The 26,699-nt window shown below is 63.5% G+C and carries 25 protein-coding genes and 1 other RNA gene; 20 read left to right on the forward strand and 6 right to left on the reverse strand.

What is annotated here, in order from left to right; translation table 11 throughout:
* Positions 1–154 precede the first annotated feature (154 nt).
* Both LB566_RS22615 and metF read left to right on the forward strand, forming a co-directional pair.
* Positions 155–1,177: an ArsR/SmtB family transcription factor gene (locus LB566_RS22615; RefSeq protein ID WP_224627190.1), complete on the forward strand. Its 1,023-nt coding sequence runs from the start codon at positions 155–157 to the stop codon at positions 1,175–1,177.
* Positions 1,177–2,094 carry a methylenetetrahydrofolate reductase [NAD(P)H] gene (gene metF, locus LB566_RS22620; protein ID WP_224627201.1) on the forward strand — a complete coding sequence of 306 codons (918 nt, stop codon included), beginning with the start codon at positions 1,177–1,179 and terminating at the stop codon, positions 2,092–2,094. The genes LB566_RS22615 and metF overlap by 1 nt, the downstream gene beginning before the upstream one ends.
* Positions 2,095–2,463: 369 nt before the next feature.
* Here metF and LB566_RS22625 read toward each other — a convergent pair whose 3' ends face one another.
* Positions 2,464–3,393: a DMT family transporter gene (locus LB566_RS22625; RefSeq protein WP_224627203.1), complete on the reverse strand. Its 930-nt coding sequence runs from the start codon at positions 3,391–3,393 to the stop codon at positions 2,464–2,466.
* Between the two features lie 205 nt (positions 3,394–3,598).
* Between LB566_RS22625 and LB566_RS22630 the strand changes: the two genes are divergently transcribed.
* Complete coding sequence (locus LB566_RS22630; protein WP_140553076.1) at positions 3,599–4,819, forward strand: alanine racemase; 1,221 nt, start codon at positions 3,599–3,601, stop codon at positions 4,817–4,819.
* 77 nt (positions 4,820–4,896) lie between these two features.
* On the opposite strand, the gene LB566_RS22635 is transcribed toward LB566_RS22630, so the two are convergent.
* Both LB566_RS22635 and LB566_RS22640 read right to left on the reverse strand, forming a co-directional pair.
* Positions 4,897–6,075, reverse strand: coding sequence for a lytic murein transglycosylase (locus LB566_RS22635; RefSeq protein WP_224627205.1), 1,179 nt, complete (start codon positions 6,073–6,075; stop codon positions 4,897–4,899).
* Positions 6,076–6,378: 303 nt separating this feature from the next.
* Positions 6,379–7,173, reverse strand: a complete 795-nt coding sequence (locus LB566_RS22640) for a GH25 family lysozyme (protein ID WP_140553080.1) — start codon at positions 7,171–7,173, stop codon at positions 6,379–6,381.
* A gap of 316 nt (positions 7,174–7,489) precedes the next feature.
* Between LB566_RS22640 and LB566_RS22645 the strand changes: the two genes are divergently transcribed.
* Positions 7,490–8,869 carry a serine hydrolase domain-containing protein gene (locus tag LB566_RS22645; RefSeq protein ID WP_224627207.1) on the forward strand — a complete coding sequence of 460 codons (1,380 nt, stop codon included), beginning with the start codon at positions 7,490–7,492 and terminating at the stop codon, positions 8,867–8,869.
* A 4-nt stretch (positions 8,870–8,873) separates the two neighbouring features.
* On the opposite strand, the gene LB566_RS22650 is transcribed toward LB566_RS22645, so the two are convergent.
* Both LB566_RS22650 and LB566_RS22655 read right to left on the reverse strand, forming a co-directional pair.
* Positions 8,874–9,539, reverse strand: a complete 666-nt coding sequence (locus LB566_RS22650) for a class I SAM-dependent methyltransferase (RefSeq protein ID WP_224627209.1) — start codon at positions 9,537–9,539, stop codon at positions 8,874–8,876.
* Positions 9,539–10,783, reverse strand: a complete 1,245-nt coding sequence (locus LB566_RS22655; protein ID WP_224627211.1) for a DUF3419 family protein — start codon at positions 10,781–10,783, stop codon at positions 9,539–9,541. Before LB566_RS22655 ends, LB566_RS22650 begins: the two co-directional genes overlap by 1 nt.
* A gap of 238 nt (positions 10,784–11,021) precedes the next feature.
* On the opposite strand from LB566_RS22655, the gene LB566_RS22660 reads away from it, so the two are divergent.
* The 7 genes from LB566_RS22660 to LB566_RS22690 all read left to right on the forward strand — a co-directional run bounded on the left by LB566_RS22660 (position 11,022) and on the right by LB566_RS22690 (position 14,946).
* Positions 11,022–11,231, forward strand: coding sequence for a hypothetical protein (locus tag LB566_RS22660; protein WP_140495184.1), 210 nt, complete (start codon positions 11,022–11,024; stop codon positions 11,229–11,231).
* A gap of 152 nt (positions 11,232–11,383) precedes the next feature.
* Positions 11,384–12,103 (forward strand): J domain-containing protein, encoded by a 720-nt coding sequence (locus tag LB566_RS22665; RefSeq protein WP_140639212.1) that lies wholly within the window; start codon positions 11,384–11,386, stop codon positions 12,101–12,103.
* On the forward strand, positions 12,100–12,855 hold the full coding sequence (locus tag LB566_RS22670; RefSeq protein ID WP_224627213.1) for an N-acetylmuramoyl-L-alanine amidase: 756 nt from the start codon (positions 12,100–12,102) through the stop codon (positions 12,853–12,855). The genes LB566_RS22665 and LB566_RS22670 overlap by 4 nt, the downstream gene beginning before the upstream one ends.
* A gap of 211 nt (positions 12,856–13,066) precedes the next feature.
* Positions 13,067–13,783, forward strand: a complete 717-nt coding sequence (locus tag LB566_RS22675) for a lytic transglycosylase domain-containing protein (RefSeq protein WP_224627215.1) — start codon at positions 13,067–13,069, stop codon at positions 13,781–13,783.
* 65 nt (positions 13,784–13,848) lie between these two features.
* Positions 13,849–14,258: RNase P RNA component class A (gene rnpB, locus LB566_RS22680), an RNA gene on the forward strand.
* A 168-nt stretch (positions 14,259–14,426) separates the two neighbouring features.
* Complete coding sequence (locus LB566_RS22685; RefSeq protein ID WP_224627217.1) at positions 14,427–14,711, forward strand: type II toxin-antitoxin system ParD family antitoxin; 285 nt, start codon at positions 14,427–14,429, stop codon at positions 14,709–14,711.
* A 70-nt stretch (positions 14,712–14,781) separates the two neighbouring features.
* Entirely contained in the window at positions 14,782–14,946 is a 165-nt protein-coding gene (locus LB566_RS22690; RefSeq protein WP_224627219.1) for a type II toxin-antitoxin system RelE/ParE family toxin, read from the forward strand.
* Between the two features lie 8 nt (positions 14,947–14,954).
* On the opposite strand, the gene LB566_RS22695 is transcribed toward LB566_RS22690, so the two are convergent.
* The gene (locus LB566_RS22695) at positions 14,955–16,070 is read right to left on the reverse strand and encodes a cystathionine gamma-lyase (protein ID WP_224627221.1); all 1,116 of its coding nucleotides are present in this window, start codon (positions 16,068–16,070) and stop codon (positions 14,955–14,957) included.
* 408 nt (positions 16,071–16,478) lie between these two features.
* Here LB566_RS22695 and mraZ point away from each other — a divergent pair, with 408 nt between their 5' ends.
* The 9 genes from mraZ to ftsW are packed head-to-tail and all read left to right on the forward strand — an operon-like array spanning position 16,479 to position 26,699.
* Positions 16,479–16,937 carry a division/cell wall cluster transcriptional repressor MraZ gene (mraZ, locus tag LB566_RS22700; protein ID WP_140495198.1) on the forward strand — a complete coding sequence of 153 codons (459 nt, stop codon included), beginning with the start codon at positions 16,479–16,481 and terminating at the stop codon, positions 16,935–16,937.
* A complete protein-coding gene (rsmH, locus tag LB566_RS22705) occupies positions 16,934–17,965 on the forward strand; it encodes a 16S rRNA (cytosine(1402)-N(4))-methyltransferase RsmH (protein ID WP_224627223.1) in 1,032 nt (343 codons plus the stop codon). The genes mraZ and rsmH overlap by 4 nt, the downstream gene beginning before the upstream one ends.
* A 3-nt stretch (positions 17,966–17,968) precedes the next feature.
* On the forward strand, positions 17,969–18,364 hold the full coding sequence (locus tag LB566_RS22710; RefSeq protein WP_140553099.1) for a hypothetical protein: 396 nt from the start codon (positions 17,969–17,971) through the stop codon (positions 18,362–18,364).
* Positions 18,361–20,070 carry a peptidoglycan D,D-transpeptidase FtsI family protein gene (locus tag LB566_RS22715; protein ID WP_140495205.1) on the forward strand — a complete coding sequence of 570 codons (1,710 nt, stop codon included), beginning with the start codon at positions 18,361–18,363 and terminating at the stop codon, positions 20,068–20,070. The genes LB566_RS22710 and LB566_RS22715 overlap by 4 nt, the downstream gene beginning before the upstream one ends.
* A gap of 54 nt (positions 20,071–20,124) precedes the next feature.
* A complete protein-coding gene (locus tag LB566_RS22720; protein ID WP_224627225.1) occupies positions 20,125–21,579 on the forward strand; it encodes a UDP-N-acetylmuramoyl-L-alanyl-D-glutamate--2,6-diaminopimelate ligase in 1,455 nt (484 codons plus the stop codon).
* Positions 21,576–23,033: a UDP-N-acetylmuramoylalanyl-D-glutamyl-2,6-diaminopimelate--D-alanyl-D-alanine ligase gene (locus LB566_RS22725; protein WP_224627228.1), complete on the forward strand. Its 1,458-nt coding sequence runs from the start codon at positions 21,576–21,578 to the stop codon at positions 23,031–23,033. Before LB566_RS22720 ends, LB566_RS22725 begins: the two co-directional genes overlap by 4 nt.
* 24 nt (positions 23,034–23,057) lie before the next feature.
* Positions 23,058–24,140 (forward strand): phospho-N-acetylmuramoyl-pentapeptide-transferase, encoded by a 1,083-nt coding sequence (mraY, locus tag LB566_RS22730; RefSeq protein WP_140495211.1) that lies wholly within the window; start codon positions 23,058–23,060, stop codon positions 24,138–24,140.
* A 7-nt stretch (positions 24,141–24,147) separates the two neighbouring features.
* Positions 24,148–25,548 (forward strand): UDP-N-acetylmuramoyl-L-alanine--D-glutamate ligase, encoded by a 1,401-nt coding sequence (murD, locus tag LB566_RS22735; protein WP_224627229.1) that lies wholly within the window; start codon positions 24,148–24,150, stop codon positions 25,546–25,548.
* Complete coding sequence (ftsW, locus tag LB566_RS22740; protein ID WP_224627231.1) at positions 25,548–26,699, forward strand: putative lipid II flippase FtsW; 1,152 nt, start codon at positions 25,548–25,550, stop codon at positions 26,697–26,699. Before murD ends, ftsW begins: the two co-directional genes overlap by 1 nt.

The following is a 26,699-nucleotide window of genomic DNA, read 5'->3' on the forward strand; positions in this document are numbered from 1 at the left end:
ATGTCGTTACCCAAAACCGCTACACATTTTTGGACGATATGCACCGGGAAATCATGCATGCGGCATTTTCTTGTCCGGAAGCGACATAGCGCTTGCAAGGTGTCGAAAATCGACATAAACATATGTTTATATCTTTTTCAAAGAGAATACGCTGATGCATGTCTCGCTCGACACCATGGTGGACACATTGAAGGCGGCGGCCGAATCGAGCCGCCTGCGCATACTGGCGCTGCTGTCGCGCGGCGATCTCACCGTGTCCGATCTTACCGAGATTCTCGGCCAGTCGCAGCCGCGCGTGTCACGCCACCTGAAGCTGCTCCTGGAGGCGGGACTGATCGGCCGTTACCAGGAGGGGTCGTGGGCCTTCTTCAGGCTGTCGGACACGGATTCGGCGCGCGACTTCGTGCTGCGGCTGGTCGCCGGCATTCGCGGCGCCGATCCGCAGGTCGAGCGCGATCTCGAGCGGCTGGCCTCGGTCAAGCGCAAGCGGCAGGACCGCGCGGCGGAGTATTTTTCGCAGAATGCGGCAAGCTGGGACCACATCCGCTCCCTGCACGTGCCGGACCGTGCGGTCGAGGCCGCCCTCATTAAACTCGTCGGCAAGCGGCCATTCCAGTCGATGCTCGATCTCGGCACCGGTACCGGGCGCCTCCTGGAAATCTTCTCGCCACTCTACCGGCGCGGCATCGGCATTGACATGTCGCGCGAGATGCTGACCGTCGCGCGCGCCAATCTGGACAAGGCCGGCGTCTCCAATGCTCAGGTGCGGCAGGGCGACATCTTCTCGCCGCCGGTCAAGCGCGACGCCTTCGATCTCGTCACCATCCATCAGGTGCTGCACTATCTCGACGATCCCGCCCGCGCCGTCCATGAAGCGGCGCGGCTGCTGCGCCCTTCCGGACGGCTGGTGATCGTCGATTTCGCGCCGCATACCCTGGAATTCCTGCGCGACGAGCATGCGCATATGCGCCTCGGCTTTTCCGACCGGCAGATCGGCGAGTGGTTCTCCGAAGCGGGCCTCGATCTCGAAGATGCCCAGGAGTTCGAGCCGCGCGGCGGCACCGAGGCCAGGCTCACGGTCAAGCTCTGGCTTGGCCGCGACCGGCGCCTGCTGATCGCCGATCCTGCCAATGACAGCCAGCAGACCAAAGTGCGTTCGATAGGGGAAATCGCCTGATGAACCAGTTCCGCTTTTCCCGCCGCCCCGACATTGGCGACAAGGTCAGGGTTTCCTTCGAATTCTTCCCGCCAAAGTCTGACGAGATGGAAGCGAGGCTGTGGGACACGGTCACCCGACTGGAACCGCTGAAGCCGAAATTCGTCTCGGTGACCTACGGTGCCGGCGGTTCGACTCGGGAGCGCACGGCACGCACCGTAGGCCGTATCCTGAAGGAGACCAGCCTGACGCCGGCAGCGCACATGACCTGCGTCGACGCTCCACGCCCTGAGGTCGACGCGGTCATCCAGGAATTCGCCGGCATGGGCGTGAAGCGGTTCGTCGCCCTGCGCGGCGATCCCGCCGCGGGCGTCGGCACCGCCTATCGTCCGCACCCGGACGGCTATGCCAATGGCGCCGAGCTGGTCGGTGCGCTGAAGAGCGTGGGCGATTTCGACATCTCGGTGTCGGCCTATCCCGAAAAGCATCCGGAAAGCCCCGACTTCGCCACCGACATCGACATGCTGAAGCGTAAGGTCGACAATGGCGCGACGCGGGCGATCACCCAATTCTTCTTCGACAACGATCTCTACGAGCGCTATGTCGAGCGCGCGCGTCGAGCCGGCATCTACATTCCGATCGTGCCGGGCATCCTGCCGGTGCACAATTTCACCCAGGTCGCCAATTTCTCGGCACGTTGCGGCGCGCTGGTGCCGGCATGGCTGGCCGAGCGTTTCGACGGTCTGCAGAACGATCCGCAGACGCATGCGTTGGTCGCGTCGGCGGTGGCGGCCGAGCAGGTGCTGGATCTGGTCGAGCGGGGCGTGGGCGATTTCCACTTCTATACGATGAACCGGGCCGACCTCGTCTTTGCCGTCTGCCACATGATCGGCATCCGCTCGCATGAGGCGGAAGTGGCTGGCTCCGCAGCCGCCTGAACGGGGCTTGAGATGCAGAAAGGCCGGGTAAAAACCCGGCCTTTCAAATTGGTTGATTATTGGGTGCTGGTCTTCCCCGTTTTGGCGGGTTCAGGGAAGAACGCCTATAATGAGGGCGCCGATGAATGCAAACGCAGCACAGATCATCAATGCGTTGATTGGCCTCGTAAGTCCCATGACATAGCCTCCTCTTAAAGAGCTATGGCCGGAGTCTAGGGTCATTTGTGCCACAGGCAAGCGGAAAATGTGCTGCATTGCGACGCGATTGTGGAGTTTGCGACCTCATTTCGCCGTTAGGCGTTGAAACTTCTAGGCAAAACCAGATGCGAACCTGTGAATAAATTATGGCGGCTTCGTGTCGTTGGCATGTCATGGCAGCGCTACCCTGCGGATGAACAGCCGCCCGTCTATGGTAACCAGGCCAAGACCGATCAGCATCATGCCGCCGATTTCGAACAATTCCAGCCGGCCGCCGAGGAACAGGAAGCCGAGCAGCATGGCACTCACCGGCACGATCAGCGTCACCAGTGAGGCGTTGGTGGCGCCGGCCGAGGCGACGAGGTTGAAATAGAGGATATAGGCGAAGGCGGTGGACAGCAGCGCCAGCGCCAGCACCGCCGCCCAGACCGGCGCCGAGGCCGAGAGCAGGCCGGCGGGACCGTGCGCAAGCACCACGACCGGGATCATGATGATGGTCGAGGCGGTCAGCTGCCCAGTGGCGATGACCGGCGAAGGCACGCCCTTGAAGCGGCGGGCGACCATCAGTGCGACGCCGTAGGACAACGATGCTCCGATCAGCGCGAATTTGGCCCAGACCGGGCCGCCGAGGCCGGCTACCAGGCCGGGGCCAATCATCACAGCCGTTCCGGCGACGCCAAGCGCAATGCCGGCCAGCTTGTTCCAGGAGAGCTTCTCGTCCGATGTCAGGGCGTTGGCGAGGATCAGCGTCCAGAACGGCGTTGTCGCATTGAGCACCGAGGCGACGCCGGCGCCAAGCTCGGTCTGGCCGGCGAAGATCAGCGAAAAAGGCACGACGTTGTTGGTGAAGGCCAGCAGGAAGAACAGTCCTGCATGAGGAAGGGCAAGGCGGAAGGACGGGCCGCGCAGGAAGAGATAGAGCTGCAAAGCGAGTGCCGCGATGGCGACGCGAAACAGCACCAGCACCAGCGGGTGAAGCTCCGCCACGGCAATGCGGGCGAAGAAAAAGGAGCCGCCCCAGATCGCGCCGAGCGGCAGAAGCTGCGACCAGTCCTTGAGCGCCATCGGTCCGCGCGGTGCTGATGTCGCCGCTATTGCCATGTGATGCGTTCTCCCCGGACGGCCGAATGCAGGCAGCCAGACAGAAGCCATATCGGCTTCGCAGGCAAGAACCACCCGAAACCTGCCGAGGGGCTGTCCCCTGACAAAGCCTAGCGCCCTGCCGTCAGGCGCACGAGACACAGAATTGTTTTCATTGGCCGCTAGCTTGGATTAATTGTGCGCAGGCTAGGTCAAGGATTCGTCCATGCAGCGATTCGAGAATGCCCGCGAGGCGGCACTGGCGCTTCGCCCGGACGATCCGGTCTACTGCTTCCGCCCGCAGGTGCTGAAGGCCGATGCCTTGCAGTTCATGGGCATGTTCCCCGGCAAGACGGCCTATGCGGTCAAGACCAATGGCGAGCAGATCGTGCTGAAGACGCTGGTCGAGGCCGGCGTCTCCGCTTTCGACGTGGCCTCGCCCGGCGAGTTCGCCGCCGTGCGCGCGGTCTCGGCCGATGCCGAGATGCTCTACATGCATCCAGTCAAGGCGCAGTCGGACATCAAGCTGGCGTTGGAGACATACGGCATCCGCGTCATTGCGCTCGACCACGAGGACGAGATCACCAAGCTGACGCGGGTGGTCAGGGCGCTCGACATCGACCCGGGCGCCGTCAGCGTGTTCGTGCGGGTGCAGACCAAGGGCCATGCGGCTTACGAGCTGTCGAAGAAGTTCGGCGCCGGGCCGGCCTACGCGGTCGAGCTCGCCGAGCGGCTGAACCGCACCGGCTACAAGGTCGGGCTATGCTTCCATGTCGGCAGCCAGATCGAGGATCCCGACACCTACGAAAGGGCATTGGCCTCGGCCGACTGGGTGCGCAACCGGCTGACCTTCGACCTGGCCGGTCTCGATGTCGGCGGCGGTTTTCCGGCCGAATACGGACACGATCCCAATCGCAAGCAGGTCGCGATGCCGTCGCTCGGCCAGATCATGTCGCGGCTTTCTGGAGACCTCAAGGAATACCAGTTCGACCAGATGCCGCTGGTGGCCGAGCCCGGCCGAGTGATCGTGGCGCGCTGCCTGTCGCTGATCGTGCGCGTGCTGTTGCGCAAGGGCAAGCGGCTCTACATCAATGACGGCATCTGGGCGTCGCTATCGGATTCATGGACCGGCAAGATCACGCTGCCGGCACGCTTCATTCCCGATCCGGCGATCCGCACGCGCAATGGCGATGAGAAGACCATCGTGCCGTTCAAAGTCTGCGGCGCGACCTGTGATTCCGTCGACATATTGTCGCGGCCGTTCTGGCTGCCGGAAACCGTCGACACCGGCGACTGGATCGAGATAGGCCATATCGGCGCCTATTCGCTGTCGCTGAGAACCCGCTTCAACGGCTTCTATCCCGACACTTTCGTCGAGGTGGCGACGTCGTTCGACGAGGGCGATGCGCCGGTGGGATTGGCGAGTCTGGAGACGATGGCGGATTAAGCAGTGAGTAGTGAGTAGTGAGTAGTGAGTAGTGAAATCGGTCCGTCACTATTCCCTACTGACAGCTTCATTTCCCATCACAGCTTCGCTAGAAGCTCCGGCGTCGGCCAGCCGTCCACGGGCAATCCCAGCCGCGTCTGCTCCTTGCGGATCGCTTCGCGGGTGTTGGTGCCCAGGATCCCGTCGACCGTGCCGACGTCGTAGCCCTTGGCTTCCAGCTTGGTCTGCAAAGCCTTCATCTGCTCGTTGTTGAGCCCCGGTTCGGGATTGCGCGGGTCGATCGGTGGCGCGCCGGCCAGCCGCGCGGCAAGATTGGCCGCGGTCAGCGCGTAGGTGAAGGACTGGTTCCATTCGAGATAGACGTCGAAATTGTCGTAGGTGAGGAAGGCCGGTCCCTTGCGGCCCATGGGCAGCGCCAGCCCGGCCTTCAGGCCCTTGTCGACCAGCGGCGAGCCGTCGGGATTGGTGACACCCCACTGCGCCCACTGCGTCAGCGGCAATTTGTTGGTGCGCCCGGTCTGGTCCCAAGGCATCTCGTCGGGCACGCGCACTTCCTGGATCCAGGGCTCGTCGCGCTTCCAGCCGCGCGACAGCACCTTGTTGGCCGTGGTCATGATCACATCCGGCACACTGCCCCGCAGGTCGATCTTGCCGTCGCCGTCGCCGTCGACGCCACGGGCGAGATAGTCGGAAGGCAGGATCTGCGTCTGGCCGATCTCGCCAGCCCAGGCGCCGTTAACGTCGGCCGGCAGCACACCATGATCGATCAGTTCCAGTAGAGGCACCAGTTGCTGCCGGAACAGCTGCGGGCGACGACAATCATGGGAAAGCGTGACCAGCGCGCTCAGCGTATGAAAATCGCCCTGCACGGCGCCGAAATCGGTCTCCAGCGCCCAGAAGGCGGTGATGACCGGCGCCTGGACGCCGAACTGCTGGTCGGCGCGGGCGAAGATATCGGCGTATTTCTTCATGTTCGCCGCGCCCTGCTTCAGCCGGTAGGCGGAGATCATCCGGTTGGAGAACTCGATGAATGTCTGGGTGAAGACGCCCTGCGCACGGTCGCGCGCCAGCGCCCTCTCGTCGAAGCTGGCATCCTCGAGCGCCTCGAGACCGACAGCGCCGACACCCGCCGCCCTGGCTTCCGCGGCCACGCCTTGCTTCCAGGTTTCGAAGTCGCCGCCGCATTCCTGCGCAATCGCCGGCAAGGCCGTGGCGCACAGGAACAGCGCCGCGAGGGCTTGGGAACGCAGTCGCATCGACTTCCTTTCGACATTCATGATTCCGAGCGGCCTGGCGTGTCCATCTGGATGCGCGCCGCACGGAATACCGGCGGTTGCACTTTTGCCCGCCGGCCGTGTCGAAAGCAGGCGGCAGGCCCGGTGTCAACGGGTGTTCTGCCGCAGCCCTTTTTCCAGGCGGCTTGGCTGCCGTCGACACGGTGTCAACGGGTGTTCTGCCGCAACCCTTTTCCCAGGCGGCTTGGCTGCCGTTGACACGGTGTCAACGGGTGTTCTGCCGCAGCCCTTTTCCCAGGCGGCTTGGCCGCCGTTGACACGGTGTCAGCGGGTGTTCTGCCTCAACCATTTGTTCCAGGCGGCCTGGCTGCCGTTGAAGACGTTTATATCGGACTTGCCGGTCATGCCGGGAACGATGCCGGTTCCAGTGTACTGCCAGAAGGTGAAGGGGTGGCTGCCATATTTCTGGCGCGGGTGGCCGGCGACGGAGCGTAGCCAGTAGGGATAGCCGCGGAAGGTCGACAGCTCGTTGTCTTCAAAGAAGTCCACCGACGTATAGATGATCGGCTTTTTGCCGTAGTGCCGCTCGACGATTTCGAGGAAGGTGGTCATCTCCGCGCGCACGGTGGCCGCGTCCGGCCGCAGTCTGCAGGTTGGCGATTTCGGGTTCCATTCCATGTCCAGTACCGGCGGCATGGCCGAGGGGTCGACGGGGACATTCCGGATGAACCAGCGCGCCTGTACCGCCGCCGGAGTGCAGAAATAGAAGAAATGATAGGCGGCACGAGGAATGCCGGCGGCTTTGGTGCGCGCCCAATGCTCGTTGAAATAATCATCAAAACGGTCGCCGCCCTCCGTCGCCTTGATGAAAGCGAAGGAAATGCCGCTGGCCTTGGCGGTCGGCCAGTCGACCGAGGTCTGGTATTTCGAGACGTCGGTGCCGTGAACGGCGTAATTCCACGGCGCGCCGCTGTCCCATTCATGCGGCTTGGAATCGGCGAAGCGGGGCGCGCGCGCCGCAACCGTGGGGGCGCTGGATGGCGACAGTGGCGACAGATCCTCCACGGTCGAGCAGGCGCCCAGCAGCGTCAGCATGAAAAGGACCGCGAGACGGCGCATCACAACTCCCGAGCCGGTTTCAGCCGGTCGCTGATGGGTCTGTAACTGATGGCCGGCGCTTGGTCTGGCCCCCGCCGGACGACAGCCCCACTCCATCGCCCGGTATCTTCAAAGCGCGCATTTTTCGGCGCGCTTCAACTATTTGTCTTCGTGCCGTGACCCCAAAAACGCTGCGCGCTTTTGGGCGACATGCATCTGTGATCGCCGATCATGGTTGATATCTGGTTGACGGCGCTCGACAACAGCCCTGATTTTGCGGAAGCAATGGCGGCAAATCGATGACATGGATCGAGCCTTCATTCGGGGGATGGGAAAGATGCGGATCATTGCCAAGATCGTCAAATGGCTGCTCGGCCTGGTGGTGCTGGCGGTCGTGGCGCTGTTTGGGTGGCTCTATTTCGCGCCGCCCGAACTGATCCGGGTCGGCTCGGGCTATTCGGCAAAGATCGTCTGCTCCAACGTTTTCATCGCCGGACGCGACGCCAACGAGGTGCTTGCCGTCGACGTGCAGGCGCCTGGTCATCCCTTGCTCAAGCTGATGCGGGTCTCGGTCGACAAGAACCGGGGCACAGTCTCCGCCGGCCTGCTTGGCTTCCTCGGCAAGAGCATCGCGGTTTCCCGCGACGGGCTGGGCTGCGCCTCGGTTCCGGATGGCGATGTCGGCAAGGCGCGGCGCACGGCGATCCATGTCGAACCCTCGGCGGTAGGACAGGACGCGCTGTGGCCGGAAGGCGAGCGGGTCGAAGTCTCGCAGAACCCGGAGGTGGCGAAGATCGTCGACGATGCCGCCATGACAGGCGCCGGCATGCGCGCCGTGGTGGTGGTCAAGAACGGCCGCGTCGTGGCGGAACGCTATGGTGATGGTTTTTCCGCCCGGACGCCGTTGCTCGGCTGGTCGATGACCAAGACGGTCAATGCCGCCATAGTCGGCACGCTGGTCAAGGACGGCAAGATGGCGATGACCAACCAGGGCCTTTTCGAGCCCTGGAAGGCCGATGGCCGCGCCGCGATCAGCCTTGCCGACATGATGGCGATGTCGAGCGGGCTGGAATTCAACGAGGACTATGGCGACGTCGCCGATGTGACGCGCATGCTCTATCTCGAACCCGACATGGCGGGTTTTGCCGAAGCCAAGCCGCTCACCGGCGAAGTGGGCAAGGTGTTCTCCTATTCGAGCGGAACGGCGGTGATGCTGTCGCGGCTCTGGCAGGATGCGATCGGCGACAAGGCCAAGGCGTTGACGTGGCCGCGCACCGCGCTGTTCGAGCCGCTGGGCATGCACAGCGCCGTGCTCGAGACCGACGAGCAGGGCACATTCGTCGGCTCATCCTATCTCTACGCCACCGCCCATGACTGGGCCCGCTTCGGCCAGTTCCTGCTGCAGGGCGGGGTCTGGAACGGCAACCAGATATTGCCGGCCGGTTTCGTCGACTGGATGCGCGAGCCGGCGTCGGCCTCGAAAGTCTACGGCAAAGGGCAGGTGTGGATCGAGGCGCCGGGCGACGAGGAAAACCCCGGTGCCGGCGTGGTGGCCGGCCTGCCCAAGGACACCTACTGGATGGAAGGTCATGACGGGCAGACCGTCGCCATCATTCCTTCCGAGCAACTGGTGGTGGTGCGGTTCGGCCTGACGCCGGCCAAGCTCGGCTATCGCCCGCAGACGATGGTGGGGGCGCTGGTGAAGGCGCTGCGCTAGCCGGTCAGCTGCTCGGCCGGACCACCGCCAGCCAGGCGTAGCCACGATAAAGTGTGCGCAAACGGAAGGTTGCGCCGGTTTTTCGCGATTCCGATTCCAGTACCTCGCGCAACATTTCACGCGGCGCGACGTGGAATTTTCTGAGCCAGCCGCGAAGCAGGGTCCGGAACCAGTCCGGCAGGCCTTCCTGCTGGCCGAAGTCGACGATGTGCAGGGAACCACCCGGAGCGAGCGTTGTCAGCGCGGCGGAGACCGTCTTTTCCCAGTCGGGGATCATCGACAGTGAATAGGACACGAAGACACGGTCGAAGCTGTCGCGGCCAAACAGTGCCTTTGCCTCGAAGTCCGTGGCGTCGCCCCTTGCCAGCATGACGCGATCGGACATGCCTTCGCGGGCAATCGCGGTGCCGGCGGTCTCCAGCATCTCTGCCGAGATGTCGAGGCCGAAGAAGCGCGCGCCGGGATAGCTGCGGGCGGCGAGGATGATGTTGCGCCCGGTGCCGCAGCCGAGCTCCAGCACCGTGCCACCCGGGGGAACGTCCAGCCCTGATATCAGCCGGTCGCGGCCGAGCAGATAGTATTTGCGGGTCAGGTCGTAGATGTGGCGCTGCCAGCGGTAGACGCCGTCCATCAGTTCGGCGTGGCTGGCAGGCAGCTCGGTCGTGCTCATCAGGCGCGCTTAACGTAGAGATGAAAGCCGCCATAGATTGCCGAGCGGTCGCGGCCCGAGAATTCGCGCGAGGCGTCGCTCTCGTAGCTCCATTGGTCGAGCAGGGAAGCGGAGACACGGCCCGGAAGCAGACTTGGCTCGGCCGCGGTGCGGAAGACGACGCGAGCGCCGGCGGAGGCGGTGCGGGTGATTTCCGACCACAGCGCATTGAGCTGGTCGTCGGTCATCCAGTCCTGCGCGTCGAGCAGGACGAAACGGTCGACCGCTCCGGCGTCCTTGCCTGCCAGAAATTCGATCAGATTGGCATGGTGGATGGCGACGCGGTCGACGTTGCCGCGGATGGTCTCGTAGTTCTGCCTTTCGAGATAGGCGGGCAGGGCGGCTTCGCCGGGTTCAGGGTAGCGCCGGGCAAAGGCCTGCCAGGCGAAATAGTTGTTTTTCAATGGAAAATCGCATGCGAGCTTCTCCAACCGGGCTTTCAGCACGCTGGCCATGGTGCCGTCGCCGGAGGTGATCAGGGAATCGTACTGCGCCGGTGGGATGCCGAGGCCGAACAGCGAGGCCTTGCGCGAAGTCGCCCATTTCAAGAGTTTCTTGTCAAACACCGGCGCCAGCTCCTCGTTGAAGAAGCGGCGCTGCTCGCCGATGTTCCTGGCTTCCATTATGCCGGCAGGGTCGACGCCGAAGAATTTCGCCGTGCGGTGGCCCATGGCGATGAATAGGCCAAGCAGGCCGGTCTGGTAGAAATTACGGTCGAAGACGGCGATACGCCTGATACCGTGCCAGTTGCGGCGCTCCCAGTAGTGGCGGCTGACCGGATCGAGATGCGGCGCGATGAAGCGGTCGTAAGCTTGCGAGTTGTGGCTGGTGTCGGCGGCGCCGAAGAAGCGGAACAGGTCGCCCTGCGATGGCAGGTGGCGCACGGCCTCCAGCTTCATGCGGTTCAAGGCTATGTGAGCGGCATTGAGATCGACGGCGTCGATCCTGGCCGGCGACCGGGTGAGATAGGCCAGAATATTGCAACCGCCGGAGGCAATGGTGACGACGCGGTGGCCTTCGCCAAGCTGCATTGCGTCCATGTCGACATCGGGATCTTCCCAGATCTGCGGATAGACCAGGCCCGAAAACAGGAAGGCGAACAGCCGTTCGGAAATTCCGGCCTTCGACAGGGGACGGTTCTGGTAGACCGCTTTTCCAACTTCCTTGCCGCGGCGAAAGATCAGATCTGCGGAAACGTCCGTCATGGCAAGGTGATTCCCCATTTGCTTTGCCGCAAGCGGGTAACGCCCGGCGATGACAGGTGGATGACAGCGATCGGCACAGGGGAGCGCAAAGCTGTTTCACCCTTGGGCAGGCGCCCCAAGGGGAGGATGCGAGCGATGTTACATGCGGAAACGCATCGTTACGAAACTCATGGCCGAGTGATGCATTTCCTTCTCGACCGTTCACTGCAACGTGAGCGTGTGTTGAAGGAGAGATATCATGAAAAAACTCATTCTTGCGTCGGTGTCCGCCCTTGCGCTGCTCGGCGTCGCTGCATGCAGCGACAGCGGCACGGGGACGGATAACACCACCACCCAGAGCACCAATCCGCCGGCCGAGCAGCCGATGAAACCCGCGGCGCCCGCGGATAATTCGACCAAGCCTGCCGAGCCGGCTCCGGCAACGCCCGCTCCTGCGCCCGCGCAGTAGTCCATTAGTACCTGTGTTCTGGTGAGGGCCGGCGTCTTGCCGGCCCTTCGCCCAGGCGGGTAGCGGCTCCCGCACGAGATCGATCGTCGTCGAGGTATGATGCCGGCGTTATTGGCTTGATAGCGGGGACCGGTTGGCTCTAAGAAGCGGCCATGTCGATTTGGGACCGCCTCGGCGACTTCATCACGCGGATTTCGTCTTCAGCCTCGTCGGGCGTCGCCGACGTGGTCGAGGCCGTGCGGACGGTTTTTTCCGGCGATGCGGATCTGCGCCGCCGCGTTGCCTTCTCCGTGGCGATGATCGCGCTCTCGGCCAAGATGGCCAAGGCCGACGGGGTTGTCACCCAGGACGAGATACGCGCCTTCCAGGAAATATTCGAGGTGCCGCCAAAGGAGACGCGCAATGTGGCGCGGCTCTACGATCTGGCCAAACGTGACGTTGCCGGCTTCGAGACTTATGCCGAGCGCATGGCGCAGCTTTGCGGCTCCGGCCATTCGAACTGCATGATGCTGGAGGATATACTCGACGGCCTGTTCCACATCGCCAAGGCCGACGGGCTGATCCATGAGCGTGAAGGCCAGTTCCTGCATCGCATCGCCGAAATCTTCCGCATAGACGAGGTGCACTACGAGGCGATCCTTGCCAGGCACGTCGATCTTGGCGCCGCCGACCCCTATGTCGTGCTCGGCATCGAGCGCGGCAAGCCGTTCGAGGAGGTCAGGAAACGCTACCGCAAGCTGGTTTCCGACAATCATCCCGACCGGCTGATCGCGCGCGGCCTGCCGCAGGAATTCATCAAGATCGCGACGACGAGGCTCGCGGCGATCAACACCGCCTATGAGATGATCGAGCGGGGCCTGCGGCACGCATGAGCGGCTTCCTGCCCGACGAGCCGAGCGCCGAGGTCAGGGTATCGCCGAATTTCGGCCCACGGCGCGAGACGCTGAAGCCCGACATGATCGTGCTGCACTATACCGGCATGCCGACAGGCGCTGGGGCCGAGGCGTGGCTATGCGATCCTGCCAGCGAGGTCTCCTCGCATTATCTGGTGCATGAGAATGGACATATCGTGCAGATGGTCCGGGAAAGCGACCGCGCCTGGCACGCTGGGAAGAGTTCGTGGTTCGGACGCACCGACATCAACTCCTGTTCCGTCGGCATTGAGATCGTCAACCCGGGGCATTCATTGGGTTATCCCGGTTTTCCCAAGCGACAGATCGATGCGGTGATCGGCTTGTGTGCCGGAATAGCCAGCCGGCATGCGATTGCTCCCCAGCGGGTGCTGGCGCACTCCGACGTGGCGCCGGGGCGCAAGATCGACCCTGGCGAGAAGTTTCCCTGGCGGGCCCTGTTCGAGGCCGGCGTCGGCCACTTCGTGGCGGCAGCACCGATCAGGCGCGGCGCCGTGCTGAAGGCCGGCGAGGCCGGCGCCGATGTCGAGGCGCTGCAATCGATGCTGGCGCTTTACGGCTATGGAGTCGAAATATCGGGTGTTTTCGACCAGCAGACGCGGGTCGTGGTCCAGGCTTTCCAGCGTCATTTTCGGCCACGTCGAATCGATGGAGCGGCGGACGGATCGACGATGCGCACGCTTCAACGGCTGCTCGCTTCCCACCCAACTTGACCTTGGGTCAGGATGCCGTCCAAGTAATGCTTTTCCGACATTAAGTTACAACCTGTCACTTAAAGTGACTTGCTTCGCCTTCATTGCGCGCAATTCGGGCCTCAAAGGGCGATCCGTACAGTTTGTCGGATGTCTAACCCCCCGGATGATCCGACATTAATCAAGCAATGCCGCGCGGAGATCTTCGCGCGTTCAGACAGAACAGGATCACATGCAGAAATTGACCGTTGTAACGGCAGCTCTTGCTGCCGGCGTAATGACTTTTGCCTTCGGGGCGGCAAGCGCCGCGCCGCTGAGCCCACGGGCCGACCAGGGGCTCGTCGCAGCGACCGCCAAGGGCAAGGCCATTTCGGCCAAAAGCAGCAAGGATGTGAAGGCGGCGAAGCGGTCTTCCGCGAAAGTGGAGAAGGCGAGCTGGACCAAGGCCAAGAAGCCGAGCACGAGACAGAAGGCCAGGCGAGGCCGCAAGACCGTCGATAAAACGACGACGGCATCGATCGGGATCAAGGACGCAGTGGCCTCGACGGCAGCGGTGGCCAGCGGCGATCAGTATTCGGCCATCGTGGCGCGTTACGCCGCAAGCTATGGCGTGCCGGCGTCGCTCGCTCACGCTGTGATCAAGATCGAGAGCAACTACCGGCCGAACCTCGTCGGCGGCGCCGGCGAAATCGGCTTAATGCAGATCAAGCCGGCGACGGCGCGGATGATGGGCTATAGCGGCTCGGCCAATGGGCTCTTCAATCCGGACACCAACATCAAATACGGCATGAAGTATCTTGCCATGGCGCGGGATCTCGGTGGCGGCACGACCTGCGGCACGATCCTGAAATACAATGCCGGCCATGGCGCCACCCGGATGAACCCGGTCTCGGCCGCCTATTGCAGCAAGGTCAAGGTGCAACTGGCGGCTGTCGGGTCGCCGGCGTGACAAGAACCGGTCGTAACCGGCTTTTTTGGTTGCGTTTTGTGGCGTGAACCCCTTTATACGCTTGGCCAGCTGGCCGGGCGGCCGCACCAGCAAAAGCCGAAAGGCCGCGGGTGAGGAAAGTCCGGGCTCCATGGAGACACGGTGCCGGCTAATGGCCGGCGGGGGCGACCCCAGGGAAAGTGCCACAGAAAGCAAACCGCCACGACTTGGCTTTGCCGGGTCGGGGCAAGGGTGAAAGGGTGGAGTAAGAGCCCACCGCGCGACTGGCAACAGGAGCGGCACGGTAAACCCCACCGGGAGCAAGACCGAATAGGGGCGGTGCGAGGGGAAACCCTCGAGGGCTGTTTCCGGCTCACCGTCCGGGTAGGTTGCGTGAGGCGCATGGCAATATGCGCCCAAGATGAATGGCCGCCACGTTCTCGCGCCGCAAGGGGCGAGGGCCATACAGAACCCGGCTTACAGGCCAGCTGGCAATTTTTCTCCGAAAGAAGCCTTTGAGATCAGCAGGTTGCGTCCTGGGGCGCGCCTGTTGATTCAACGGCTTTTTGTTGCCTGCCAATCCGCATCCACGGTCGCGGGGACTTTCTTGAATTCGGTACGATTAAATCGTACCATGCTTCAGCAAGTGGATGAGGAGCTGGTCATGGGACAGGTCGACAAACGCAGCATCACCCTCTCGCCGGAACTGGCGGCGGCGGTCGACGATGTGGTCGCCGCTGGTGAATATGCTTCGGCTAGCGAGGTGATCCGTGATGCGCTCCGGCAATGGAAGGATCGGCGCGATCTGCTCGGCTATACCGTCGAGGAGCTGTGCAGGCTGGTGCAGGAAGGCATTGACAGCGGGCCGGCGTTGGACGGGCCGCCAATCGTGGATCGACTGCGGGCCAAATATCTGAAAATGGCTGGTTCCAAAGGCTTTCACGAGTGAAATACCGCCTGCTTCCCAAAGCAGTGGTCGACCTCGAGAATATCGGTGAAGGCGGTGGGATCTGCTGACTTTGCATCCCCTCTCAGGCGCGCCGCGCGACGACATCGCACCCGGTATCCGACATCTGATCGTCGGCAATTATCTCACCTTGTACCGTGTAGAGGACGATGCGATCGAAATCCTTCGCGTGCTGCACGGCCATCGCAACTTCGAAACCGACGACCTCGGTTCGTAATCGATTTGTCAGTCGCCGATCCTGTCCAGCGACGCCTCGATCGCCGCCCAAAGCTCTTCAACTGGTTCGCAGCCGACTGAGAGGCGGACGAAGCCGGCTGGAACCGCATCGCCGCGCTTCGAACGCCGCTCGGCAGAGGTGTGGACGCCGCCGAAGGACGTCGCGGCCTGCATCAGTTCGCAGTTGTTGATGAATTCCTCGGCCTTCTGTTCCGAAGCGAGTTCGAAGGAAACAAGAAAGCCGAAGCGTTCCATCTGGGCGCGGGCAAGGTTGTGTGAAGGATCGCCTTCCAGGCCGGGATAGCGCAGGCCCGTGATCGCCGGGTGACCTTGCAGGCGCCGCGCGATCACTTCCGCCGAGGAGCACATGCGGTCGAAGCGTACATCGAGCGTTTCGAGGCCGCGATGCACAAGCCACGCTTCGAACGGCCCTGGAATGCCGCCGGACGTTTCGCGCCAATCCGTCACCGCGGCGATGATGTCGGCGTTGCGGCACGCGACATGGCCGAACAGCACGTCGGAGTGGCCGTTGGGCGCCTTGGTGTCCGCGGCGATGACGATATCGGCGCCATGGTCGAGCGGGCGCTGGCCGAAGGGCGTCATCGTCGTGTTGTCGACAACGAGCAGCGCGCCCGCTTTGTGTGCGGCCGCGGCGACCGCCGCAATGTCGCATATGTCCAGCCCCGGATTAGCGGGCGTCTCTACGAACGCCAGACGATAGCCTTCGAAACCGCCATCGAGGAAGGTCGAGGTTGGCCTCACATCGTAGGCGATGCCGAGTGGTTTCAGGAAGCGTTCGGCCAGTGCCCTTGTCGTGTGATAGCCATCCGAAGGCAGAAGAATGCGGTCGCCGGCCTTGAGGACAGCGAAAAATGCCGCCGAAATCGCCGCCATTCCGGAAGGAAAGGCGACGCAGGGCGCATCTTCCAGATGCGCCAGCATATGCTCTACCGCATCCCAGGTCGGATTGCTGAAACGACCATACTGGTTGAAGCCCGTGGCGTCGCCCGGCGCGTGAAAAATGGCGGCCATGGTGAGTGGCAGGGGGATGGAATCGCCGACGGCAAGTGCCTTGCGACGGAGGTGGGCAAGAGCCGCGGCGCGCGACCGTGCTGTTTCAGACATCGACATTCCAACCCTCTTGGTGACCCTGGACGTGTGGTGAGACGCTATGCCCGGCAACAGCTCACGACAAGGCGCGTCCGGTTAGGCCAGGCGGCTCTAAACGCTTCGTTAGGCTTAATGATCCATAAAGACGAGACGTGTTTTCAAAGCCGCTTCTATCGGTCGCGACTGCATGTTGTGAAGCCTATTCCCGTTGACGCCCATAGTACCCCATGATATCCCATACCGATACCAAAGCCTTCGTTCCGTGTCAGGGTGAAGCGTACGCCAACCGGGCAGTCGCGGCGGCTGCGCGTTTGCTGGTTTTCGCCCCTTTCACGGAGGCGGGTTCAGGGCAGGGAACGCGTAGTGGTGGCGCGTGCAACACGACGAAGAGGGGTGCGGCGGCCCAAGCTGCTGTGACGTGGGATGGACCGGTTTCTTTCGAACACGGTGAGCAGGATCGATGCGAAGGGGCGGGTGTCCGTTCCTGCGCATTTTCGCGCCGTCGTTCAGAAACGCGGCTATTCGGATCTCTACGCGCTGCGCTGCCTAGATCTGCCGGCCATGGACGTCGGCGGGCCCGATCTGCTAGACCGCTACGAGCAGCGCATCGCGCTCGAGGATCCGTTCCAGCAGACGGCGGACGACATGTCGTTCTTCTGCCATGGCGACGGAACATTCCTGAAGCTGGACCAGGATGGTCGCATCACGATCAGCGACTTCATCCGCGAACATGCCGGCCTTTCGGCGGAAGTAGCCTTTGTCGGACGCGGCAATTTTTTTCAGATCTGGGAGCCGGGACGGCTTGCGGCCTACGGAGCGCAGGCGCGGGCCCGGCTTTTGCAGCTTCGGCAGGGGACGAAGCCTGGGGAGCGACCGGAATGACGGTGGGCCACGGCGATGATATCAACGCCGTTGGCGGACCGGCCCGCCACATTCCGGTCCTCCTTGCCGAAGTGTTGGAGGCGCTCTCGCCGGCGGAAGACGACGTCATCGTCGACGGCACGTTCGGCGCCGGCGGCTACACCAGGGCCATCCTGGCGGCCGGCGCGTCCGTGGTTGCCATCGATCGCGATCCGGATGCCATAGCGGCCGGTCGCGATCTCGAAGCCCAATCAGGCGGCCGCCTGAGACTGGTGCAGGCGCCGTTCTCGACGCTGGACCAGCATGTCGAAAGTGCCGACGGCGTCGTGCTCGACATCGGTGTTTCCTCGATGCAGCTCGACCAGGCGGAGCGCGGGTTTTCGTTCCGCACCGATGGGCCTCTCGACATGCGCATGGCGCAGGCGGGCCTCAGCGCCGCAGATGTCGTCAACAACTTCAAGCCGGGCGATCTTGCCCGCATCTTCGGCTTCCTCGGGGAGGAGCGCCACGCCGGGCGCATCGCGCGCATGATCGAAGCGCGTCGCGAAAAGCGTCCGTTCGAGCGCACGCTGGAGCTTGCCGACGCCATCGAGACGCATATCGGCCGGGCGCCGAAGGACAAGATCCATCCCGCCACCCGCGTCTTTCAAGCGCTGCGCATCTTCGTCAATGACGAACTCGGCGAGTTGGCCAAGGCGCTGTTCGCCGCCGAGCGGGCGCTGAAGCCGGGCGGACGGCTTGCGGTGGTGACATTCCATTCGCTGGAGGACCGCATCGTCAAGCGCTTCATCGCCGATCGCTCCGACGCCGCGAGCGGCTCGCGCCACATGCCGGAAGCACGGGCACGCAGCGCCACCTTCAGCAAGTCCGGCGGCGGCGTGACACCGGGTGATGCCGAGACCGCGGCCAACCCGCGCGCCCGCTCGGCAAGACTGCGCGCCGCCATCCGCACCGATGCGCCGGCGCGTGCTGGCGATTTTTCGATTTTCGGCCTTCCAAAACTTCCCGGCCCAAAACTTCCTGGCATCGAGCGGCCGGGGGAGAGGTAGCACGTGTTTCGTTCCAGCGACATCGTCCTCATCGCCGTCATGGTCTCGGCGGCGGCCCTGACCTACAAAACCAAGCGCGAGGCCGAGGACCAATTGGCAGCCGTGCAGAAGATTCATGCTGAGATACGCTACGAGGAGGACACGATCGACCTGCTCAAGGCCGACTGGAGCCTGCTCACCCAGCCATCGCGGCTACAGAAGCTCGCCGAACTCTACAAGTCGCAGCTTGAACTGGAGCCGGTCAGCGCGCACCAGATCGTCGGCCTCGGCGACCTGCCGGCCAAAGCCCTCGACATCCAGGACATCCTGAACGGGCGCCAAGGCGGCATGGCAGACAATTCCGGCCACACCCCCTCGGACGGCAAGGATCCCATCGTGACCGGAGGCATCGCCCAATGATCGGCAAACTGCTGAAACGTCGCCCCAGGGCCAGCGAGGACGGTTCGATCGTGGTCGATGGCGCCCGCAAGGCGACCGGAGGCAAGGGCAAGGCGCGCATCGTCATGACGATGGCGGTGTTCTTCGGTATCTTCTCGATCATTTCCGGGCGGCTGGTCTATCTCGGCTTCCAGACCCCCGACATGTCAGGCGGCCCGCAGAGCCGGGTGACGGCCTCGCGGCCCGACATTGTCGACCGCAACGGCGAGGTGCTGGCGACGGACATCAAGACGGCATCGCTGTTTGCAGAGCCGCGCCGCATCGTCGACGCCGACGAGGCGATCGAAAAGCTGTCGACGGTGCTGCCGGAGATCGATTACGAGCAGACCTACCATAAGCTGAAGAGCGGCGCCGGCTTCGTCTGGCTGCAGCGGCAGCTGACGCCCAAGCAGCAGGCCGACATCATGCAGCTCGGCATTCCCGGTTTCGGCTTCCGCACCGAGAAGCGCCGTTTCTATCCGAGTGGGGAAACCTCATCTTACATTGTCGGCCTGACCAATATCGACAATCAAGGCATTTCCGGCATGGAGAAATATATCGATGAGCAGGGCCTGAGCGACCTGCAGGCGTCGGGCCTGGCGGTGGCCAAGGATCTCAAGCCGGTGAAGCTCTCGATCGATCTGCGCGTCCAGCATGTGGTCCGCGACGAGATTGCCGCCGGCCTGGAGCGCTATCGGGCCATGGGCGCAGGCGCCGTCGTGCTCAACGTCAAGACCGGCGAAGTGGTGGCCATGGCCTCGGTGCCGGATTTTGATCCGAACAATCCCTACAATGCACAAGACAAGGACCGGCTGAACCGGATGTCGGCGGGACTCTATGAGATGGGCTCGACCTTCAAGAGCTTCACATCAGCCATGGCGCTCGATTCCGGCAAGGCGACGATGGCGAGCCGCTTCGACGCTTCGCATCCAATCCGGGTTGGGCATCAGGCCATTCACGATTTCCACGGCAAGAACCGTGTGCTGTCGTTGCCGGAGGTGTTCCTCTATTCGTCCAACATCGGGTCGGCCAGGGAGGCCGAACTGGTCGGCATCGAGGCGCATCGCGAATTCCTGCATCGTCTTGGCATCTTGGACAAGATGCAGACCGAACTGCCGGAAGTCGCCCGTCCGACTGAACCGAAGGTCTGGAAACAGGTCAACTCGTTCACCATCGCCTTCGGTCATGGCGTGTCGACGACGCCGTTGCAGGCGGCTGTGGGCTGCGCGGCGCTGATCAATGGCGGATATCTGATGGAGCCGACATTCCTGGTCCGCAGCCAGCAGGACGCGATGGCGGCGGCCAAGAAAGTGGTAGCCGACAAAACGGTCGAGGGCATGCGCTATCTCTATATGCTCAACGCCGAGAAGGGCTCGGCCAGAAATGCCAGGGTTCCCGGCTACCGCGTTGGCGGCAAGACCGGAACAGCCGAGAAGGTCATCAATGGCCGCTACTCGAAGGAGTTGAATTTCAATACGTTCGTCGCCGCATTCCCGATGGACGATCCGCAATATCTCGTGTTTACGATTGCCGATGCTCCGCACCCGGAAAAGCCGGGCATGACGGACGTCGCGGCCGCGAATGCCGGGGTCATGGCCGGCAATATCATCAGGCGTTCCGCGGCCATGCTTGGCGTGAAGCCAGATTTCAGCCATGAAAATGGTGCAACGCTGGTTTCCTATCAATGATTCTCAGGGCGCGCCGGCAACTGCGCGCTATTTTGTTGCGGTGAACGGAACTCGATGAAGCTCAAAAATCTAACCGGTATCCTGCCAGTCGAAGGAACAGCTTCCGCCGATCTGGAGGTTACCGGCATCTCGTCGGATTCCCGCCAGGTAAAACCCGGTGTCGTCTTTTTCGCGCTCGCTGGAAGCAAGGCGGATGGCACCGCCTATGCCGCGGATGCCGCCGCACGAGGGGCTGCCGCGATCGTCGCGGGCAAGGACAACGCCCTTGGCGGACTGCCGGTTCCAGTGTTGGCCGTCGATGACCCGCGCCTGGCGCTGGCCCTGAGCGCGGCCCGTTATTTCGGCAAACAGCCGCAGACGATGGTGGCGGTCACCGGCACCAGCGGCAAGACCTCGGTCGCCGCTTTCGTCAGGCAGATCTGGGAGCAGGCCGGCTTTGCGGCGGCCTCGATCGGCACCACCGGCGTGGTGGCGCCGGGCCGCAACGATTATGGCTCGCTGACGACGCCAGATCCGGTCGCCTTGCATCAGCTGTTGCGTGAACTGGCGGACGCCGGCGTCACCCATGCCTCCATGGAGGCCTCCAGCCATGGTCTCGACCAGCGCCGTCTCGACGGTGTCAGGCTGGCCGCCGGCGGCTTCACCAATCTCGGCCGCGACCACATGGACTACCATCCGACGGTCGAGGACTATCACCGGGCCAAGCTGCGTCTGTTCGACGCGCTGCTGCCGAAGGGCGCGCCGGCCGTGATCTTCGCCGACGATCCGTGGTCGGCGCCAACCATCCAGGCGGCGAAGGCCGCAAGGCTCGACGTGATGACGGTCGGCCGCCATGGCGATTTCCTGATGCTGAAGCGGGTCGAGCATGAGCGCCACCGCCAGCGTGCCGAGGTCGAGGCCGACGGGATGCTCTACGAGATCGACCTGCCGCTGGCCGGCGATTTCCAGATAGCCAACGCGCTGGTTTCGGCCGGGCTTGCCATCTCCACGGGAACGCCAGTCGCCAAGGCCTTGAAGGCATTGGAGAAACTCAAGGGCGCGCCGGGCCGACTAGACCTTGTCGGGACCACTGCAAATGGTGCGCCGGTCTATGTCGACTATGCGCATAAGCCTGACGCGCTGGAAAACGTGCTTGCCTCGGTGCGCCCGTTCACCACCGGCCGGATCATCGTCGTGTTCGGCTGCGGCGGCGACCGTGATCGCGGCAAACGGCCGATCATGGGCGAGATCGCGACGCGGCTCGCCGACGTCGTCATCGTCACCGACGACAATCCGCGCTCGGAAGTGCCGGAGACGATCCGGGCCGCGATCCTTGCCGCCGCTCCCGGCGCGATCGAGATCGGCGACCGGCGCGCGGCGATCCACGAGGCCGTGGCCATGTTGCATGCCGGGGACACGCTGATCGTGGCCGGCAAGGGCCATGAGGAAGGCCAGACGATCGGCACCGAGACCCTGCATTTCTCCGACCACGAGGAAGTTCGTGCCGCGCTGCTGGAGCGTGCCGCATGAATTTGCTGTGGACATCCGAGGCGCTGGTCGCCGCCATGGACGGACGACCGATCGGGCCGATGCCGGACGGCATATCGGGCATTTCGATCGACAGCCGCAGCCTTCAGCCGGGCGACGCCTTCTTCGCCATCAAGGGCGAGGCGATGGACGGCCATGATTTCGCGACCGCCGCCATCAAGGCCGGAGCCGGCGTGCTGGTCGTGGCCGAAGGCAAGCTGCCGTCGCTTGGCCGGCTGACGGCACCGATGATCGTCGTCGAGGACGTGCTGGTGGCGCTGGAAAAGCTCGGTGTCGCATCGCGCGACCGTTCCCATGCCAAGACCATCGCGGTGACCGGTTCGGCGGGCAAGACGACCACCAAGGAAGCGCTGCGCCACGTGCTGTCGGCGGCCGGCAAGGTGCATGCCTCGGCGCAGTCGTTCAACAACCATTGGGGCGTGCCGCTCACCTTGGCGCGCATGCCGGCCGATTGCGACTATGCCGTGTTCGAGATCGGCATGAACCATCCCGACGAGATCAGGCCGCTGGTCAAGATGGTAAGGCCGCATGTCGCCATCGTCACCATGATCGCGGCGGCACATCTCGGCTTCTTCCGCAATCTGGACGAGATCGCCAAGGCGAAGGCCGAGATTTTCGAAGGGCTGGAACCCGGCGGCGCGGCGATCCTCAACCGCGACGACGCGCGTTTCAAGCTTCTCGACAAGATGGCGCACGCCGCCGGCGTCGAGCATGTCTATGGGTTCGGCGAGAACGCGCGCTCAACCTTCAGACTGGTCAAATGCGAGATCCATGCCGATCATTCCGACATTGCCGCCAGGATCGGCGGTCACGAGGTGACGGCTCGCATCGGCGCGCCCGGCCGCCACATGGTGCAGAACATTCTGGCGGTCCTCGGCGCGGCCCGTCTGGTCGGTGCCGATCTCGACAAAGTTGCCCTGGCGCTGGCCGATCTCTCGGCCGAGCGCGGCCGTGGCAAACGCCATGTGCTGCGTCATCCCGGTGGCTCGACTTCGAGCCATCCCGGTGGACCGATCACGCTGATCGACGAAAGCTACAACGCCAACCCCGCCTCGATGGCGGCCGCCATGGCGCTGCTCAACGCGACGCCGGTGACGGGCGAAGGCCGCCGCATCGCCGTGCTGGGCGATATGCTGGAGCTCGGCGAACATTCGGCCAAGCTGCATGCTGCACTTGCCGGTCTTATCGTCGGCACCGGCACGCAGACCGTTTTTCTCGGCGGTCCGGAGATGCGGGCGCTGGCGGAAGCTCTGCCGGGCGAGATCAGGACGGAATACCGCGCCAACGTCGAGGAATTGAAGCCGGTGCTGTTTGCCGCACTGAAGCCAGGCGACGTGGTGATGATCAAATCGTCGAAGGGCATCGGCTTTGCAAAGCTGGTCGATGCGTTGCTGGGCAAGTTCCCGGCTGAAACGACAATCGGCAAACAGACCTAGGGCCAAGTCGGGGACGAAAAGCGCATGTTCACACTGCTCGTCGATTTCGCGGACAAGATCTCGGTCTTCAATGTCTTCCGCTACATCACCTTCCGCACCGGCGGGGCGCTGATCACCTCGGCGCTGATCGTCTTCATCTTCGGGCCGACCATCATCAATTCGCTCAGGCTGCGCCAGGGCAAGGGCCAACCGATCCGCGCCGACGGGCCGCAGACGCATTTCAAGAAGGCCGGCACACCGACCATGGGCGGACTGATGATCCTGTCCGGCATCATCGGCTCATCGCTTTTGTGGGCCAATCTGTCGAGCATCTATGTCTGGGTGGTGCTGCTGGTGACGCTGGGCTTCGGCTCGATCGGCTTCTACGACGATTATTTGAAGGTGACGAAACAGTCGCATCTCGGCTTTTCCGGCAAGGCTCGGCTGGCGCTCGAATTCGTCATCGCCGGCATCGCCGCCTGGGCGATCATGCATAACGGCCAGGCGCCGTTCTCCTCGTCGCTGACATTCCCCTTCGCCAAGGAATTCCTGATCAATCTCGGCTGGTTCTTCGTTCCGTTCTCCTGCTTCGTCATCGTGGGAGCGGGCAATGCGGTGAACCTCACCGACGGCCTGGATGGCCTGGCGATCGTGCCGATCATGATCGCGGCGGCGTCCTTCGGCGTCATTGCCTATCTCTCCGGCAATGCCGTGTTCGCCGAATATCTGCAGATCCATTTCGTGCCCGGTACCGGCGAACTGGCCGTGGTGCTTGGTGCTGTCATCGGTGCCGGCCTCGGGTTTCTCTGGTTCAACGCGCCGCCGGCGGCGATCTTCATGGGCGACACTGGTTCGCTGGCCATGGGCGGGCTGATCGGCACCGTTGCGGTCGCCACCAAGCACGAGATCGTGCTGGTTATCGTCGGCGGCCTGTTCGTGGTCGAGATCCTGTCGGTCATCATCCAGGTCGGCTATTTCAAGATGACCGGCAAGCGTGTGTTCCTGATGGCACCGATCCACCATCACTTCGAAAAACTCGGCTGGACCGAAAGCCAGGTGGTGATCCGCTTCTGGATCATCGCCGTCATCCTGGCGCTGGTCGGCCTTTCCACCCTCAAGCTCAGATAGGCCTCCCGTGATTCCCGCCGCATCTTTCGCAGGCAAGCGTGTTTCGCTCTTCGGGCTCGGCGGCTCGGGGATCGCGACCGCGCGCGCGCTGATCGAGGGCGGGGCCGAGGTGCTGGCCTGGGACGACAATCCCGACAGTGTCGCCAAGGCGGCGGCCGACGGGATTTCAACCGGCGACCTGCGCGCAGCCGACTGGGCCCGGTTTTCCGCTTTCGTGCTGTCGCCCGGCGTGCCCCTGACGCATCCCAAGCCGCACTGGACGGTGGAACTGGCGCGCGGTTCGGGTGTCGAGATCATCGGCGACGTCGAGCTTTTCTGCCGCGAGCGAATGCTGGGCGCACCGACGGCGCCGTTCATCGCCATCACCGGCACCAACGGCAAGTCGACGACGACCGCGCTCACGGCGCATATCCTCAAGGCTTCCGGGCGCGATACGCAGATGGGCGGCAATATCGGCCGCGCCGTGATGACGCTCGATCCGCCGCAACCCGACCGTCACTATGTCGTCGAATGCTCGTCCTACCAGATCGACCTCGCGCCCTCGATCGACCCGACCGCCGGCATCCTGCTCAATTTGACGCCAGACCACCTCGACCGTCACGGCACCATGCAGCATTACGCTTCGATCAAGGAGCGGCTGGTTGCCGGCAGCGAGACCGCGATCATCGGCATCGACGATTCCTGGTGCGCGCAGATCGCCGAACGGCTGGAGCGGGCTGGGCGGCACGTCATCCGCATTTCCAAGCGGCTGCCGCTGACCGACGGCTATTTCGCCGACGGCACCGATCTGATGGAAGCCGTGCATGGCCGCTACAGTCGGGTCGCCTTCCTCGAAGGCATCGGCTCGCTGCGCGGGCAGCACAATGCGCAAAACGCGCTTGCCGCGGTCGCCGCCTGCCTCAAGGTCGGGCTCGACCTCGGCGAGATACAGTCCGGGCTGGAAAGCTTTCCGGGACTGGCGCATCGCATGGAGCAGGTCGGCCGCAAGGGTCACGTGCTGTTCGTCAACGATTCCAAGGCGACCAACGCCGATGCGGCGGCCCCCGCGCTGTCGAGCTTCAGCCGCATCTACTGGATCGCCGGCGGCCTGCCCAAGGAAGGCGGCATCGAGCCGCTGCGCGGCTTTTTTCCGCGTATCGCCAAGGCCTATCTGATCGGCGAGGCAGCGCCGGCCTTTTCGGCGACGCTGGGCGAGGCGGTGCCGTATGAGATATCGGGCACGCTTGCCGCGGCGGTCGCGCATGCGGCGCACGACGCGGCCCAGGACGATGGCGGCGAGGCGGTGGTGCTGTTGTCGCCGGCCTGCGCCAGCTTCGATCAGTTCAAGAATTTCGAGGTCCGCGGCGAAGCCTTCAGGCAAGCTGCGAATGCTATCGAGGGCGTCAAACCCATCGGAGGGGCACGATAATGCAGAGCCGTCTCGACAAAAGCCCGGTTGCGACCTGGTGGTGGACCATCGATCGCTGGTTCCTGGCGGCGTTCCTGTCGCTGATGGGGCTGGGCATAGTCTTGTCCTTCGCCGCAAGTCCCGCGGTCGCCGAACGCATCGGCCTCGACAGTTTTCACTTCGCCACCAGGCAGATCATCTTCACCGTGCCGGCGCTCGGCGTGATGCTGGCGGTGTCCTTTCTCGATTCCAGAGAGATCCGGCGCATGGCGCTGATCATGCTGTGCCTGATGCTGGTGCTGATGGTGGCGGTGCTCTACATCGGCGTCGAGGTGAAAGGCGCGCGGCGCTGGGTGTCGCTTGCCGGCCTGTCGATCCAGCCCTCGGAGTTTTTGAAACCCGCCTTCGTCATCATGTGCGCCTGGCTGTTCGCCGAACACAAGCGCCAGCCCGACATTCCGGGCAATCTCTTTGCCATGCTGCTCTTGGTGCTGGTCGTATCGCTGCTGGTGGCGCAGCCGGACCTCGGCCAGACCATGCTGACGACCGGCACCTGGGGCATCATGTTCTTCATGGCGGGGCTGCCATGGCTATGGATCGTCGTGCTGGGTGCCGCCGGCGTCGGCGGCGTCTTTGCCGCCTATACGGTGTTTCCGCACGTCGCTCTGCGTATCGACAAGTTCCTCACCGGCGAAGGCGACACGTTCCAGGTCGATATGGGCCGCGACGCATTGATCAATGGCGGCTGGTTCGGCGTCGGGCCGGGCGAGGGCACCGTCAAGCGGGTCATCCCCGACAGCCATGCCGATTTCGTCTTTTCAGTCGCGGGCGAGGAATTCGGACTGATCATGTGTTTCTTCATCATGTCCATCTTCGCCTTCATCGTGCTGCGCGGCCTCAACACGGCGCTGAAGGAGCATGACGATTTCACCCGCTATGCGGTTGGCGGCCTCGTCACCGTGTTCGGCCTGCAGGCAGTCATCAACATGTGCGTCAACCTGCAACTCGTGCCGGCCAAGGGCATGACGCTGCCGTTCATCTCCTATGGCGGCTCTTCGCAGATTGCCATCGCCATCTCGATGGGAATGGTGCTGGCGCTGACGCGCAAACGGCCGGAAAAGCGCAAGCAGGTTGGCTTTACCTTGCCGCAGCGCGCCATGCCGGCGGAGTGA

Origin of the sequence: Mesorhizobium sp. CA13 (genome assembly GCF_020165235.1) — a bacterium.
GTDB lineage: Bacteria > Pseudomonadota > Alphaproteobacteria > Rhizobiales > Rhizobiaceae > Mesorhizobium.